Here is a 14,285-nt window from a genome sequence, read left to right as displayed (position 1 = left end):
TCGTTCTCCGCTTCCAGCGTCCCCGCCGAACGCCGCGTGATCGTCGTCGCAGGAGACGAACCCGGACTGCATCCTTCGATGTAGCGGGACCCGTGCGGCTTCGTCCCGCGGCACCGTGCCCGGCGCACCGCGGACGTGTTGGATGGAGTCATGCAGCTCGCCCCCGCCCGCCCACCGCACCGCGACGACGTCCGGATCGCCGCGGTCGGACTGCTGGGCGGCCTGGTCCTGTGGGCCTTCGGGCTCGGCATGAACCCGGGGCGGCTGTTCAACGGCTCGTGGCTGCTGGTGCCGCTGGCCGCCATGGCGGGCCTGGAGCTGCTGCGGCGCACCCGGCCGTGGTTCGCGCTGTGCGCCGGCACCGTCGTGCTCGCCGCCGACCAGTGCACCCAGGGCAGTCTGGCGACGGTCCTGATGTACACGGACCTGGTGTACGCGGCCGTCCTGTACGGGTCCCCGGCCGCGGCCCGCCGCATCCCCGTCGGCAGCGGGCTGCTGACCGTCGGCTCGACGCTGGGCACCCTCGCCGTGTGGCGGCAGCCCGAGGCGCTGCTGATCGGGGTCGCCGTCGGACTGATCACGTTCGCGCCCGCGACCACCGGCGTCCTGGTGCGCAACCACCGGGAGGCGGCCGCGGCGGAGCGGCTACGGGCCGAGCAGACCGCGCTGCTGGCCGAGATGGACCGCACCCAGGCGGTGACGGCGGAGCGGGCCCGGATGGCGCGCGAGCTGCACGACATGGTCGCGAACCACCTCTCGGCGATCGCGATCCACTCCACCGCCGCGCTGTCCATCGACGACGCGGCGACGACCCGTACCGCGCTGGAGACGATCCGCGAGAACAGCGTCGACGGGCTGGCCGAGATGCGCCGGCTCATCGGCATCCTGCGCGATTCGAGCGGCGACACGGAGCCGGTCGCCGCGCCCACCCTGGACGGTCTCGCCGCGCTGGTCGAGCACGCCCGCACGAACGGGCTCGACGCCGCCCTCACCCTGACCGGGACCGCCACCGGCCTGCCCGCGCCGGTCGAGCTCGCCGCCTACCGCATCGTGCAGGAGTCGCTCACGAACGCCCTCAAGCACGCCTCGGCGGGCCGGGTCCCGGTCGTCGTCGCCTGCTCGGACGACCGGATCGAGGTCCGGGTCACCAGCCCGTACGGTGACCGGGACGGGCCGCGGGCACCCGGCTCGGGCGCCGGGCTCGTCGGCATGCGCGAGCGCACGGCGCTGCTCGGCGGCACCTTCGAGGCGGGCCCGCTGGGCGCGGAACCCGGCGGTGCGGCCGGGGAGAAGGTGTGGCGGGTGCGTGCCGTCCTGCCGCTGGAGAACCCCGTACCGGAAAGGGAGTCCACGTGATCCGTGTGCTCGTCGCCGAGGACCAGGCCGCCGTCCGCTCCGGCCTGGTGCTCATCCTGAACAGCGCGCCCGACATCGAGGTGGTCGGTGAGGCGGAGGACGGCGAGCGCGCGGTGGCGCTGGCTCGCGAGCTCCGGCCCGACGTGGTCCTGATGGATGTGCAGATGCCGCGTCTGGACGGCGTTTCGGCCACCCGCGTGGTGGTCGGCGAGGGTCTCGCGGACGTCCTGGTGCTCACCACCTTCGACCTCGACGAGTACGTCTTCGGGGCGCTGCGGGCGGGGGCGTCCGGGTTCCTGCTCAAGAACACCGACGCGAAGGACCTGATCGCGGGCGTACGGACGGTGGCGCGCGGCGAGGGCCTGATCGCGCCGGCCGTGACCCGCCGGCTGATCGCGGAGTTCGCCGCGTCCCCGCAGCAGCCCGAACCACCGTCCGCTCCGCCGGAGTTGGAGACGCTCACGCGCCGCGAGCGCGAGGTCCTGTCGTGCCTGGGCAAGGGGTTGTCCAACGCCGAGATCGCCGGGCGCCTCGACATGGCGGAGGCGACGGTGAAGACCCACGTCAGCCGCCTCCTCGGCAAGCTCGATCTGCGCAGCCGAGTGCAAGCCGCGGTGCTGGCCCAGGAGTTGGGGCTCTAGGCGTTCCCGAAGGTTGGCCGAAACCCGTAATTGGTTTAGACCTTGACCGATGGTCCAGACCTTTCTATTCTCGCCGCACTGCGGTGAGCACATTCCCCCACTCCGGTGCTCATGGGCGTCGCAGGGATCCACCCCCATCACGGACCCCGGAACCCCCGAGGAGCACTCGATGCGCTCAACCGACGTACCCAGACAGCGACTTCGGCACAGAACCACCGCCGCTCTGACCACCCTCCTGCTGCCCGCCGCCGCACTGGTCGGCCTCGCCACCCCCTCCCACGCGGCCGCCGAGGCCACCGCCGTCACCGCCACGTACGCCAAGACCCAGGACTGGGGCAGCGGCTTCGAGGGCAAGTGGACGATCAAGAACTCCGGTACCACGGCGGTCAGTTCGTGGACCGTCGAGTGGGACTTCCCGTCCGGCACGAAGGTGACGTCGGCCTGGGACGCGACCGTCACCAACTCCGCCGACCACTGGACCGCGAAGAACCTCTCCTGGAACGGGACGCTCGCCCCCGGCGCCTCGGTCTCCTTCGGCTTCAACGGCTCCGGCGCCGGCGCCCCCAGCGGTTGCAAGCTCAACGGCGCCTCCTGCGACGGCGGCGACGTGCCCGGCGACGCGGCCCCCACCGCGCCCGGCACCCCGACCGCGTCCGCCATCACCGACACCTCGGCGAAGCTCTCCTGGTCGGCCGCCACCGACGACAAGGGCATCAAGAACTACGACGTGCTGCGCGACGGCGCCAAGGTCGCCACGGTCACCGGCACCACGTACACCGACACCGGGCTGACCGCGGGCACCGACTACTCGTACACGGTCCAGGCCCGCGACACGGCCGACCAGACGGGTCCGGCCTCCGGCGCGGTCAAGGTCCACACCACTGGCGGCGGCACCGACCCCGGCAACCCGGGCACCGGTGACAAGGTCAAGCTGGGCTACTTCACCGACTGGGGCGTCTACGGCCGCCAGTACTTCCCGAAGAACCTGGAGACGTCGGGCTCGGCGGCCAAGGTCACCCACATCAACTACGCCTTCGGCAACGTCCAGGGCGGCAAGTGCACCATGGGCGACACCTACGCCGACACGGACATGGCCTACACCGCGGCCAACTCCGTCTCCGGCGTCGCCGACACCTGGGACCAGCCGCTGCGCGGCGCGTTCAACCAGCTCCGCCAGCTGAAGGCCAAGCACCCCAACCTCAAGATCCTGTGGTCGTTCGGCGGCTGGACCTGGTCCGGCGGCTTCGGTGAGGCGGCGAAGAACCCGGCCGCGTTCGCCGAGTCCTGCTACAACCTGGTCGAGGACCCGCGCTGGGCCGACGTCTTCGACGGCATCGACATCGACTGGGAGTACCCGAACGCCTGCGGCCTGACCTGCGACACCTCCGGTCCCGCCGCGCTGAAGGGGCTCACCTCCGCGCTGCGCACCAAGTTCGGCGCCAACAACCTGGTCACCGCCGCCATCACCGCCGACGGCTCGGCGGGCGGCAAGATCGAGAAGACCGACTACGCGGGCGCCGCGCAGTCCCTGGACTGGTACAACGTCATGACCTACGACTTCTTCGGCGCCTGGGACGCCAAGGGTCCGACGGCCCCGCACTCCCCGCTCACCTCGTACTCCGGCATCCCGCAGGCCGGCTTCGACTCGGCCGACGCGATCGCCAAGCTGAAGGCCCAGGGGGTCCCGGCCGCGAAGCTCCTGCTCGGCATCGGCTTCTACGGCCGCGGCTGGACGGGCGTCACGCAGAAGGAGCCGGGCGGTACGGCGACGGGTCCCGCCGCCGGCACGTACGAGCAGGGCATCGAGGACTACAAGGTCCTCAAGACCAAGTGCCCGTCGAACGGCACGGTGGCCGGCACGGCGTACGCGTACTGCGGCTCCGACTGGTGGTCGTACGACACCCCCGCGACGATCGGCTCGAAGATGAGCTGGGCGAAGTCGCAGAACCTGGGCGGCGCGTTCTTCTGGGAGTTCTCCGGCGACACGGCCAACGGTGAGCTGGTTTCGGCGATCGACTCCGGCCTGAAGTAACGCTCACCCCGTCAAAGCCGAAGCCGGGCTGGTGGGAACGCCCCCCACCAGCCCGGCTTCTTCATGTCTCAAGGGGATCTGCGGGTCCGGTGGGGGCTGGTCGCGCAGTTCCCCGCGCCCCTGAGATGCAGGCTGCGCGAAGCGCATGCCTTTCAGGGGCGCGGGGAACTGCGCGAGAAGCCCCCACCGGCCCGCACCCGAAGCTCACGCCACATTGACCCGCTGCCCCGGCGGAGCCGCCTCCAGCCACGCCAGGAAACCGGTCAGCGCATCCTCGCTCATCGCGAGTTCGAGCCGGGAGCCACGATGCGTACAGGCGAGGACGATCGCGTCGGACAGCAGCGCCAGCTCCTCCTCGCCCTCGGGAGCCCGCCGCCCGGTGACCTCGATGGCGGCCCGTTCGAGGATCCGCCGCGGCCGGGGCGCGTAGGAGAAGACGCGGAACCACTCGATGCGGTCACCGTTGTAGCGGGCGATCCCGTACCCCCAGCCCTTGCCGGAGGTGTCCTCCGCGTCCGGCCCGGGCGCGTCCCACCGCAGGGAGCAGTCGAACGTCCCGCCGGACCGCTGGATCAGCCGCCGCCGCAGGCCGAAGACGAAGAGCCCCAGCAATACGAGTACGACGACCGCGACTACGCACAGCACGAGAACGAGGACCATCTGCACCGACCTCCTCGCTTCGCGACGGATTCAAACGCCTGATAACGGAACAGCAAAAACAGTGATGGATCGCCTCAGCCGCGACCCGGTCCGGAGGTCATCTCCGGCCTGGGCCGCGGCTGAGGTACGTCATAGGGCTCGCTGGGGTCAGCGGGCCGCCACCGCACGCAGACGGACATCGGCGCGCCGCTCGGCGGACGCGTCCGCGTCCGACTTGGCGCGGTCCAGTGCCCGCTCCGCACGCTGGACGTCGATCTCGTCCGACAGCTCGGCGATCTCGGCCAGCAGCGACAGCTTGTTGTCCGCGAACGAGATGAAACCGCCGTGGACAGCAGCCACGACCGTCTCGCCGTCGGTCGTACGGATCGTCACCGGGCCCGACTCCAGCACACCGAGCAGCGGCTGGTGACCGGGCATGACGCCGATGTCGCCGGACGTGGTGCGCGCGACGACCAGGGTGGCCTCGCCGGACCAGACACTGCGGTCCGCGGCGACGAGCTCGACGTGCAGCTCAGCAGCCAAGGTGGGCTCCTCGGGTCACCACCCGGCGGCACTCCGCTGCCGGGTGTTGGGTCAAAGTCTAGTGGGCGTACGACGGGGGGCGGGACACCCGCCCCCCGTCAAGAAGTCAGCCGCAAGTCAGCGACTTGCGTCACCGGCTTCAGGAGACGCCGAGCTCCTTGGCGTTGGCCTTGAGGTCCTCGATGCCACCGCACAGGAAGAACGCCTGCTCCGGGAAGTGGTCGTACTCGCCGTCGATGATCGCGTTGAAGGCCGCGATCGACTCGTCCAGCGGGACGTCCGACCCGTCGACGCCGGTGAACTGCTTGGCGACGTGGGTGTTCTGCGAGAGGAAGCGCTCCACGCGACGGGCGCGGTGGACGGTGAGCTTGTCCTCCTCGCCGAGCTCGTCGATACCGAGGATCGCGATGATGTCCTGAAGGTCCTTGTACTTCTGCAGGACCGTCTTGACACGCATGGCCGTGTTGTAGTGGTCCGCCGCGATGTAGCGGGGGTCCAGGATGCGGGACGTGGAGTCCAGCGGGTCCACGGCCGGGTAGATGCCCTTCTCGGAGATCGGACGGGAGAGAACCGTCGTCGCGTCGAGGTGGGCGAAGGTCGTCGCCGGGGCCGGGTCGGTCAGGTCGTCCGCGGGCACGTAAATGGCCTGCATCGACGTGATCGAGTGACCACGGGTCGACGTGATGCGCTCCTGGAGGAGACCCATCTCGTCGGCCAGGTTCGGCTGGTAACCCACGGCCGAGGGCATGCGACCCAGCAGGGTCGAGACCTCGGAACCGGCCTGCGTGAAGCGGAAGATGTTGTCGATGAAGAACAGCACGTCCTGCTTCTGCACATCGCGGAAGTACTCCGCCATGGTCAGACCCGCGAGGGCCACGCGCAGACGGGTGCCCGGCGGCTCGTCCATCTGACCGAAGACCAGCGCGGTCTTGTCGATGACGCCCGAGTCGGCCATTTCCTCGATGAGGTCGTTGCCCTCACGGGTGCGCTCGCCGACACCGGCGAACACGGAGACACCGTCGTGGTTGTTGGCGACGCGGTAGATCATCTCCTGGATGAGCACCGTCTTGCCGACGCCGGCACCACCGAACAGGCCGATCTTTCCACCCTTGACGTACGGGGTGAGAAGGTCGATGACCTTGACGCCGGTCTCGAACATCTCGGTCTTCGACTCGAGCTCGTCGAAGTTCGGCGCCTTGCGGTGGATGCCCCAGCGCTCACCGGTGTACTGCTCGTCGACGTTCAGCACGTCGCCGAGGGTGTTGAACACCTTGCCCTTGGTGAAGTCGCCGACCGGCACGGTGATGGAGGCACCCGTGTCGGTGACCGGGGCCTGGCGGACCAGACCGTCGGTGGGCTGCATGGAGATCGCGCGGACCAGGCCGTCACCGAGGTGCTGGGCGACCTCGAGCGTCAGGGTCTTCTTCTTGCCGTCCTCCGCCGGGTCGTTGACCTCGACGTGCAGGGCGTTGTAGATGTCCGGCATCGCGTCGACGGGGAACTCCACGTCGACGACCGGGCCGATCACCCGGGCGACGCGGCCCGTGGCAACGGCCGTCTCAACAGTGGTCGTCATTACTTGTCACTCCCCGCGGTCGCGTCGGCCAGGGCGCTGGCGCCACCGACGATCTCGCTGATTTCCTGGGTGATTTCGGCCTGGCGGGCCGCGTTGGCAAGTCGGGAGAGCGTGTTGATCAGCTCTCCCGCGTTGTCGGTCGCCGACTTCATCGCGCGGCGCGTGGCGGCGTGCTTGGAGGCAGCCGACTGGAGCATCGCGTTGTAGATACGGCTCTCGACGTAGCGCGGCAGCAGGGCGTCGAGGACGTCCTCCGCCGACGGCTCGAAGTCGTACAGCGGAAGGATCTCGTCCTTGGACGAGGACTCCTCCGCGACCTCTTCGAGGCTGAGCGGCAGCAGACGGCCGTCGACCGCCGTCTGCGTCATCATCGAGACGAACTCGGTGTAGACGATGTGGAGTTCATCCACGCCGCCGTCCGCCGTCTCCTTCTCGATGGCCTCGATCAGCGGGCCCGCGACCGTCTTGGCGTCCGCGTACGTGGGCTCGTCGGTGAAACCCGACCACGACTCCGCGACCTTGCGCTCGCGGAAGTTGTAGTGGGCCAGACCACGGCGGCCGACGATGTACGTGTCGACCTCCTTGCCCTCGGCCCGGAGCCGCTCGGTGAGCTGCTCCGCGGCCTTGATCGCGTTCGAGTTGAAGGCGCCGGCCAGACCGCGGTCGCTGGTGAGCAGCAGAACCGCGGAACGGGTCGCCGTCTCCGCCTCGGTCGTCAGCGGGTGCTTGGTGTTCGACCCGGTCCCCACCGCCGTGACCGCGCGCGTCAGCTCGGTCGCGTACGGCGTGGAGGCCGCCACCTTGCGCTGCGCCTTGACGACGCGCGAGGCGGCGATCATCTCCATCGCCTTGGTGATCTTCTTGGTCGCGGTGACGGACCGGATGCGACGCTTGTAGACCCGGAGCTGGGCTCCCATGAGTCAGGTCCCTTCCGTCGTCACTTACCGGCGGCGGCCGGAGCGTCCTCGCCGAGAAGCTTCCCGTCCGAGGTCTCGAACTGCTTCTTGAACTCCGCGACCGCGTCGTCGATGGCCTGGATCGTGTCGTTCGACATCTTGGCGCCCTCCTTGATGGAGGTCATCAGGCCCTGCTCCTTGCGGTGCAGGTAGTCGAGCAGCTCACGCTCGAAGCGACGGATGTCGACGACCGGAACCTCGTCCATCTTGCCGTTGGTACCGGCCCAGATGGAGACGACCTGGTCCTCGGTGGCCATCGGCTGGTACTGAGCCTGCTTGAGCAGCTCGACCAGGCGCTGACCGCGCTCCAGCTGGGACTTCGACGCGGCGTCCAGGTCGGAACCGAAGGCGGCGAACGCCTCCAGCTCGCGGTACTGGGCCAGGTCGAGACGGAGTCGGCCGGAGACCTGACGCATCGCCTTGTGCTGGGCGGAGCCACCGACTCGGGAGACCGAGATACCGACGTTCAGCGCGGGGCGCTGACCGGCGTTGAAGAGGTCGGACTCCAGGAAGCACTGACCGTCGGTGATGGAGATGACGTTGGTCGGGATGAACGCGGAGACGTCGTTGGCCTTCGTCTCGACGATCGGCAGACCCGTCATCGAACCGGCGCCCAGCTCGTCCGAGAGCTTCGCGCAGCGCTCGAGGAGACGCGAGTGCAGGTAGAAGACGTCACCCGGGTAGGCCTCGCGCCCCGGCGGGCGGCGGAGCAGCAGGGACACGGCGCGGTAGGCGTCGGCCTGCTTCGAGAGGTCGTCGAAGATGATGAGGACGTGCTTGCCCTCGTACATCCACTGCTGGCCGATGGCCGAGCCGGTGTACGGCGCCAGGTACTTGAAGCCGGCCGGGTCGGACGCCGGGGCGGCGACGATGGTCGTGTACTCCAGGGCACCGGCCTCTTCGAGCGCACCACGCACGGAGGCGATGGTGGAGCCCTTCTGACCGATGGCGACGTAGACGCAGCGGACCTGCTTCGACGGGTCGCCGGTGCGCCAGTTGTCACGCTGGTTGATGATCGTGTCGACGGCCAGGGCGGTCTTGCCGGTCTGACGGTCACCGATGATCAGCTGACGCTGGCCACGGCCGATCGGGGTCATCGCGTCGACGGCCTTGTAGCCCGTCTCCATCGGCTCGTGCACCGACTTACGGGCCATGACGCCCGGGGCCTGCAGCTCAAGCGCGCGTCGGCCGCTGGTCTCGATCTCGCCGAGGCCGTCGATCGGGTTGCCGAGCGGGTCGACAACGCGGCCGAGGTAGCCCTCGCCGACGCCGACGGAGAGGACCTCACCGGTACGCGTGACCGGCTGGCCCTCCTCGATGCCGCTGAACTCGCCGAGGACGACCGCACCGATCTCGCGCTCCTCGAGGTTGAGGGCGAGACCCAGGGTGCCGTCCTCGAACTTCAGCAGCTCGTTCGCCATGGCCGAGGGAAGACCCTCCACCTTGGCAATGCCGTCGCCGGCCACGGTGACCGTACCGACCTCCTCGCGCGAGGCCGCGTCCGGCTTGTACGCCTGGACAAAGTTCTCCAGCGCGTCCCGGATCTCCTCCGGCCGGATCGTGAGCTCCGCCATCTGGGTTCCCTGCTCTCCTTGTTGGGCCCGAAGTGTTCTTGGGGTCTGGGGTCAGCCCCCAGGAATCCTCTGCACGGCCCAACTAGGGCCGTATTTCGTACGTGGTGAGGCGTCAGCCGGCCATGCGGCGGCTGGCGTCCTCGATGCGGTCCGCGATGGAGCCGTTGATGACCTCGTCACCCACCTGCACCTTGATCCCGCCGAGGACCTCGGGGTCCACGTCCAGGTTCAGGTGCATCTGGCGGCCGTAGAGCTTCGCCAGGGACTGGCCCAGGCGCTGCTTCTGCTGGTCGCTCAGCGGGACCGCCGTGGTGACGACCGCCACCATGCGCTCCCGGCGCTCGGCGGCGAGCTTGGAGAGGGACTCGAGTCCCGCTTCCAGGCTACGTCCCCGGGGCGCGGTCACAAGGCGCCCGACGAGCCGCTCGGTGGTGGGCTTGGCCCGGCCGCCGAGGAGCTGCTTCACCAGGGCGCCCTTGGCCGAGGCCGAGGCTCCCTTGTCGGTCAGAGCGGCGCGCAGCTCGGTGTTGGAGCCGACGATCCGGTCGAACCGGAACAGCTCGTCCTCGACGTCGTCGAGTTCACCGGACTTCTGCGCCGCGGTCAGGTCCGCGGTGTTGGCCAGCTCCTCCAGGGAGTCGACCAGGTCGCGCGAGGCCGACCACCGGGAGCGGACCAGGCCGGCCACCAGGTCGGCGGACTCGCCGCCGATCTGGCCGCCCAGCAGACGGCCCGCAAGCTCGGCCTTGGCGTCGCCGGCCTGCGCCGGGTCGGTCAGGACCCGACGCAGCGACACCTCGCGGTCGAGCAGCGCGGTCACCGCGGCCAGGTCGCCGGCGAGGGCCTTGGCGTCGACCGACGTGTTGTCGGTCAGCGCGTCCAGGCGCTCACGCGCGGCGGCGAGGGCCTCGCGGCTCGCTCCGTGGGCGGTCATCGAGCAGCCTCTGCCTTCTCCTCGAGGTCATCGAGGAAACGGTCGATCGTGCGCGACTGCCGGGCGTGGTCCTCGAGGGACTCGCCGACGAGCTTGCCGGCCAGGTCGGTGGCCAGCTGGCCCACGTCCTGACGCAGCGCCTGAGCGGCGGCCTTGCGGTCGGCCTCGATCTGCGAGTGACCGGCGGCGATGATCTCCTCACGCTGCCGCTGGCCTTCCGCGCGCATCTCGGCGATGAGAGCGGCGCCCTGCTCCTGCGCCTCCTGGCGCAGCCGCGCGGCCTCGTGCCGAGCCTCGGCGAGCTGAGCCTTGTACTGCTCAAGAACGCTCTGGGCCTCGGTCTGGGCGGCCTCGGCCTTCTCGATACCGCCTTCGATCAGCTCGCGGCGCTCTTCCAGCGTCTTGTTGATACGCGGGAGGAGCTTCTTGGCGAAGAAGAAGAAGACGATGGCGAAGGCAAGGGTGCCGACGAGCAGCTCGGGACCGGGCGGGATGAGCGGGTTCTGCTCCTCCTCGGCCGCGAGAGCAACCAGGTTGGCGATCACATCAGTGCCTTTCGTCGAATCGTGTCAGTAAGAGGTGATTACTTACCGAACACGAACGGCATAACGATGCCGATGAGGGCGAGCGCCTCACAGAAGGCGAAACCAAGAATCTGGTTGGCGCGGATCAGACCAGCGGCTTCGGGCTGACGGGCGAGCGCCTCGGTGCCCTTACCGAACACGATGCCGACGCCGATGCCGGGGCCGATGGCGGCAAGGCCGTAACCGATCGAACCAGTGGAGCCGTGGAGGCCTTCGGCGGCGAGGGTCTGGAGAGCGGACATGCCGGTTCTTCCTTCTCTTTCAAGGGCCGGTGGGGGTTGGCCACCGGACGAATCGGGGGGTACTGCTGGCGGGTTGGCTCAGTGGTGCTCGGCGAGAGCGCCCTGAATGTACGAGCAGGCAAGGAGCACGAAGACGTACGCCTGAACGGCCTGCACGAAAAGCTCGAAGAGGATCATGACGATCGTCATGACGAAGGAGACGCCCGCGGCCGGGACCATCCAGCCGTTCAGCAGGTACCAGGAGGCGACCGTGAACATCACGAGCATGAGGTGGCCGGCGAACATGTTGGCGAAGAGTCGCACCGCGTGCGTGAACGGGCGGACCAGCAGGTTCGAGAAGAACTCGATGAACGAGACGAGCCACTTGATCGGGCCGAGCGACGGGTCGTAGCCGACGATGTTCTTCCAACCGCCCACGAAGCCGTGGCGCTTGAAGGTCAGCGAGACCCACAGGACGTAGACGATGATCGCCAGGACGGCCGGGTACGCGATGACCGAGGCGACCGGGAACTGCGCCAGCGGGATCACGGACCACACGTTCATGATCCACACGAAGAAGAACAGCGAGACCATGAGGGGGACGTACTTCTCGCCCTCACGCTTGCCGAGCGTCTCGTACACGATGCTGCGGCGCACGAAGTCGTAGCCCGCTTCGCCGATCATCTGGGCCTTGCCCGGGACGACCTTGGCGCGACCGAACGCGGCGTAGAAGAAGCTCACGACCACGAGGGAGGTCAGCAGGGCGAGCAGCATCACCTTGTTGAACTCGAACCCACCGACGGTGAAGATCGGCTGGAACAGGAAGGAGTGCAGGCCCGGCGCCGGGAAGCCACACCCGTTGTCGGACATGATCCGACAGCTCCAGTCAAACGCGAGCTGGGTCGTGTCAGCACTCACCGCGGGCTCCTTCGGCGTGACGCATAAGTACGGCAACCTCGTTGTGTCGGTGCGGCGCGCAGCCGCGGATCGGCACCGGTCTGGTGTTTCGGGTGTGGGGGCGGCGGGCAGGCAATGAGCCTCGCGATCGTGCAGGCGTCAGCTCAGATGCCCGCGCCAGCGATGCCGCAGTTGGCACCGGACGATAGCAGCATCTCGAAAGCCCCTTTATCCCGCCCCTACCCCTCACGACGAAGACCCGGTCTTCTCAGGGTTCTCGCTCTTGTCAGAGCCGTTCGCCGCTTCGGGATCGACGTAGAGGACCTTCGCCTTGAGGTGCGCGCGGGCCTGGAAGCCCATCCACACGACGGTGGTGGCCACCAGGGTGGCGGCGAAGGCCCGGGGGTTGAACAGCGTGGTGTCCTTGAAGATCGCCACGAAGATCAGGAGCAGCAGCAGCTGGGCGACGTAGAGCATCATGCCCATCGCCTGGAACAGCTGCGGAAGCGATTTTGCCGTCCGGAAGAGCACGACCTGCCCGATGCCCATGAAAGCGATGACCAGCAGCGTGCCGACGATCGCACCGACGGCACCCTTGCCGCCCGCAACCACACCACTGATCACCGCGGCAATCACGCCGGCGATGGCGGTGGGGACGAGGGCTTGCAAAAGAGTCCGTGCGTCGGTGGACGGCATGGCGGCAGCTCCGCTTATTGATGGGGGCAGGGTGTCGTCATGGACGAGCGTAGTCCGGGGCCGAGAGTGAGTTTCGGGCCAAGAGACCGTCGCACTACGGTCCTTCGGCTCTATCCCCGGGTTTCGTGAACGGTATCACAAACTATTTGATGCGGTCTTTACCTAGATGGTGTGCCAACCGTCACACGTGAGGGGGAACCTGCGCGTCTGTGCACCACGGGAGTCAACTTGTCTGCTATTGGGGCACTTTAGACAGCCGCGTCAGCGTGACGAACCGGCTTTACGCCGATCCGAGAAGCGCGAACGGGCGCCAATTGCCGTCGCTCCGTTGACTCCTGCGGGGATGGGCGTGCGCTCGGGTTCCTCGCCGTCGGGGTCCTCCTGGGCCTCCGTGGCCTCCGTCACGGCCTTCGACCGGCGCCGGTAGCGGGGCGGCACCAGGTGCTCGGCCCAGCGCGGTGTGTGCGGCGTGAAGCGCGGCAGCAGGAGCAGCACGAGACCGACGAAGCTGAGCGCGACGATCGTCAGCACGACCCACATGCCGGACGCTGAGTGCACGGAGTACGCGACCGCGCCGAAGGCGATGAGCGCCGACCAGAAGTACATGATCAGCACCGCGCGGGAGTGCGAGTGGCCGATCTCCAGGAGCCGGTGGTGGAGGTGGCCACGGTCGGCGGCGAACGGCGACTGGCCGTTCCAGGTGCGGCGCACGATCGCGAGCACCAGGTCGGCGAACGGGATCGCGATGATGGTCAGCGGCATCACCAGCGGGATGAAGACCGGGAGCATCGCGTGGGTGGCGTCACGGGTGGACCCGCCGAGGTTGAGCTTGAGGGCGTCGGGGTCGACCTGCCCCGTGATGGAGATCGCGGCGGCCGCCAGGACGAGGCCGATGAGCATCGAGCCGGAGTCGCCCATGAAGATCCGGGCGGGATGCATGTTGTGCGGCAGGAAGCCCAGGCACATGCCCATCAGGATCGCCGCGAAGAGCGTGGCCGGGGCCGCCTCCTCGATGCCGTAGCCGTACCAGATCCGGTACGCGTACAGGAAGAACGCGGCGGCGGCGATGCACACCATGCCCGCCGCGAGCCCGTCCAGGCCGTCCACGAAGTTCACCGCGTTGATGGTGATCACGACGAGCGCGACGGTGAGGAGCGTGCCCTGCCACTGGGTCAGGGAGACCTGGCCGACGCCCGGGATCGGCAGCCACAGGATCGTCAGACCCTGCATCACCATCACGCCTGCGGCGATCATCTGGCCGCCCAGCTTGATCAGCGCGTCGATCTCGAACTTGTCGTCCAGGACGCCGATCAGCCAGATCAGGGCCGCGCCGGAGAGCAGCGCCCGCGGCTCGTTCGACGACTCGAAGACCCGGTTCAGGTTGGTCAGGTGGTCGGCGATCAGCAGGCCCGCGCACAGTCCGAAGAACATGGCGATACCGCCGAGCCGCGGCGTGGGTTCTCGGTGCACGTCACGCGCACGGATCTCCGGCATGGCACCGGCCACGATCGCGAACTTCCGCACCGGGCCAGTGAGCAGATAGGTCACCGCGGCCGTGATGCAGAGCGTCAGCAGGTATTCACGCACGGGCTTCCCCACAGGTATCGCTGGCCATCTCAGCCCCACACCCTAGCTT

14 protein-coding genes are annotated in these 14,285 nt (G+C 68.6%); 3 read left to right on the top strand and 11 right to left on the bottom strand.

Annotated features, from left to right (window positions below; translation table 11 throughout):
* The first annotated feature begins 150 nt into the window (after positions 1–150).
* The 3 genes from RBJ77_RS44640 to RBJ77_RS44630 all read left to right on the top strand — a co-directional run bounded on the left by RBJ77_RS44640 (position 151) and on the right by RBJ77_RS44630 (position 4,029).
* A complete protein-coding gene (locus RBJ77_RS44640) occupies positions 151–1,356 on the top strand; it encodes a sensor histidine kinase (protein ID WP_372350220.1) in 1,206 nt (401 codons plus the stop codon).
* The gene (locus RBJ77_RS44635; protein ID WP_372350219.1) at positions 1,353–1,997 is read left to right on the top strand and encodes a response regulator; all 645 of its coding nucleotides are present in this window, start codon (positions 1,353–1,355) and stop codon (positions 1,995–1,997) included. The genes RBJ77_RS44640 and RBJ77_RS44635 overlap by 4 nt, the downstream gene beginning before the upstream one ends.
* Before the next feature lie 169 nt (positions 1,998–2,166).
* Complete coding sequence (locus RBJ77_RS44630; RefSeq protein WP_372350218.1) at positions 2,167–4,029, top strand: glycosyl hydrolase family 18 protein; 1,863 nt, start codon at positions 2,167–2,169, stop codon at positions 4,027–4,029.
* Positions 4,030–4,233: 204 nt separating this feature from the next.
* Here RBJ77_RS44630 and RBJ77_RS44625 read toward each other — a convergent pair whose 3' ends face one another.
* From RBJ77_RS44625 to RBJ77_RS44575, 11 genes are all read right to left on the bottom strand, one after another.
* A complete protein-coding gene (locus tag RBJ77_RS44625; protein ID WP_372350217.1) occupies positions 4,234–4,689 on the bottom strand; it encodes a DUF2550 domain-containing protein in 456 nt (151 codons plus the stop codon).
* A 147-nt stretch (positions 4,690–4,836) separates the two neighbouring features.
* On the bottom strand, positions 4,837–5,211 hold the full coding sequence (locus tag RBJ77_RS44620) for a F0F1 ATP synthase subunit epsilon (RefSeq protein ID WP_255975764.1): 375 nt from the start codon (positions 5,209–5,211) through the stop codon (positions 4,837–4,839).
* A 139-nt stretch (positions 5,212–5,350) separates the two neighbouring features.
* Positions 5,351–6,787, bottom strand: coding sequence for a F0F1 ATP synthase subunit beta (gene atpD / locus RBJ77_RS44615; protein WP_255975766.1), 1,437 nt, complete (start codon positions 6,785–6,787; stop codon positions 5,351–5,353).
* Positions 6,787–7,704 (bottom strand): F0F1 ATP synthase subunit gamma, encoded by a 918-nt coding sequence (locus tag RBJ77_RS44610; protein ID WP_255975767.1) that lies wholly within the window; start codon positions 7,702–7,704, stop codon positions 6,787–6,789. The genes atpD and RBJ77_RS44610 overlap by 1 nt, the downstream gene beginning before the upstream one ends.
* A 20-nt stretch (positions 7,705–7,724) precedes the next feature.
* Positions 7,725–9,317, bottom strand: coding sequence for a F0F1 ATP synthase subunit alpha (gene atpA / locus RBJ77_RS44605; RefSeq protein ID WP_255975769.1), 1,593 nt, complete (start codon positions 9,315–9,317; stop codon positions 7,725–7,727).
* A gap of 112 nt (positions 9,318–9,429) precedes the next feature.
* Complete coding sequence (locus RBJ77_RS44600; protein ID WP_255975771.1) at positions 9,430–10,251, bottom strand: F0F1 ATP synthase subunit delta; 822 nt, start codon at positions 10,249–10,251, stop codon at positions 9,430–9,432.
* Entirely contained in the window at positions 10,248–10,796 is a 549-nt protein-coding gene (locus RBJ77_RS44595; RefSeq protein WP_255975773.1) for a F0F1 ATP synthase subunit B, read from the bottom strand. The genes RBJ77_RS44600 and RBJ77_RS44595 overlap by 4 nt, the downstream gene beginning before the upstream one ends.
* Before the next feature lie 38 nt (positions 10,797–10,834).
* Positions 10,835–11,077: an ATP synthase F0 subunit C gene (gene atpE, locus RBJ77_RS44590; RefSeq protein ID WP_255975775.1), complete on the bottom strand. Its 243-nt coding sequence runs from the start codon at positions 11,075–11,077 to the stop codon at positions 10,835–10,837.
* A gap of 78 nt (positions 11,078–11,155) precedes the next feature.
* The gene (gene atpB / locus RBJ77_RS44585) at positions 11,156–11,926 is read right to left on the bottom strand and encodes a F0F1 ATP synthase subunit A (protein WP_255975776.1); all 771 of its coding nucleotides are present in this window, start codon (positions 11,924–11,926) and stop codon (positions 11,156–11,158) included.
* Positions 11,927–12,199: 273 nt separating this feature from the next.
* A complete protein-coding gene (locus tag RBJ77_RS44580) occupies positions 12,200–12,649 on the bottom strand; it encodes a hypothetical protein (RefSeq protein WP_255975778.1) in 450 nt (149 codons plus the stop codon).
* A 261-nt stretch (positions 12,650–12,910) separates the two neighbouring features.
* Complete coding sequence (locus tag RBJ77_RS44575; RefSeq protein WP_372350216.1) at positions 12,911–14,236, bottom strand: MraY family glycosyltransferase; 1,326 nt, start codon at positions 14,234–14,236, stop codon at positions 12,911–12,913.
* Positions 14,237–14,285: the final 49 nt, after the last annotated feature.

It is taken from the genome of Streptomyces sp. KL116D (genome assembly GCF_030766975.1).
GTDB classification, from domain to species: domain Bacteria; phylum Actinomycetota; class Actinomycetes; order Streptomycetales; family Streptomycetaceae; genus Streptomyces; species Streptomyces longispororuber_A.
The sequence above is the reverse complement of the archived record's forward strand: the minus strand, read 5'-3'. Positions and strand labels throughout refer to the sequence as shown.

Bases quoted from the DNA above. Each gene is read 5' to 3' on its own strand.
- RBJ77_RS44640 (WP_372350220.1), top strand. From the start codon at position 151: ATGCAGCTCGCCCCCGCCCGCCCACCGCACCGCGACGACGTCCGGATC.
- RBJ77_RS44630 (WP_372350218.1), top strand. From the start codon at position 2,167: ATGCGCTCAACCGACGTACCCAGACAGCGACTTCGGCACAGAACCACC.
- RBJ77_RS44625 (WP_372350217.1), bottom strand. From the start codon at position 4,689: ATGGTCCTCGTTCTCGTGCTGTGCGTAGTCGCGGTCGTCGTACTCGTA.
- atpD (WP_255975766.1), bottom strand. From the start codon at position 6,787: ATGACGACCACTGTTGAGACGGCCGTTGCCACGGGCCGCGTCGCCCGG.
- RBJ77_RS44610 (WP_255975767.1), bottom strand. From the start codon at position 7,704: ATGGGAGCCCAGCTCCGGGTCTACAAGCGTCGCATCCGGTCCGTCACC.
- atpA (WP_255975769.1), bottom strand. From the start codon at position 9,317: ATGGCGGAGCTCACGATCCGGCCGGAGGAGATCCGGGACGCGCTGGAG.
- RBJ77_RS44600 (WP_255975771.1), bottom strand. From the start codon at position 10,251: ATGACCGCCCACGGAGCGAGCCGCGAGGCCCTCGCCGCCGCGCGTGAG.
- atpE (WP_255975775.1), bottom strand. From the start codon at position 11,077: ATGTCCGCTCTCCAGACCCTCGCCGCCGAAGGCCTCCACGGCTCCACT.
- atpB (WP_255975776.1), bottom strand. From the start codon at position 11,926: ATGTCCGACAACGGGTGTGGCTTCCCGGCGCCGGGCCTGCACTCCTTC.
- RBJ77_RS44580 (WP_255975778.1), bottom strand. From the start codon at position 12,649: ATGCCGTCCACCGACGCACGGACTCTTTTGCAAGCCCTCGTCCCCACC.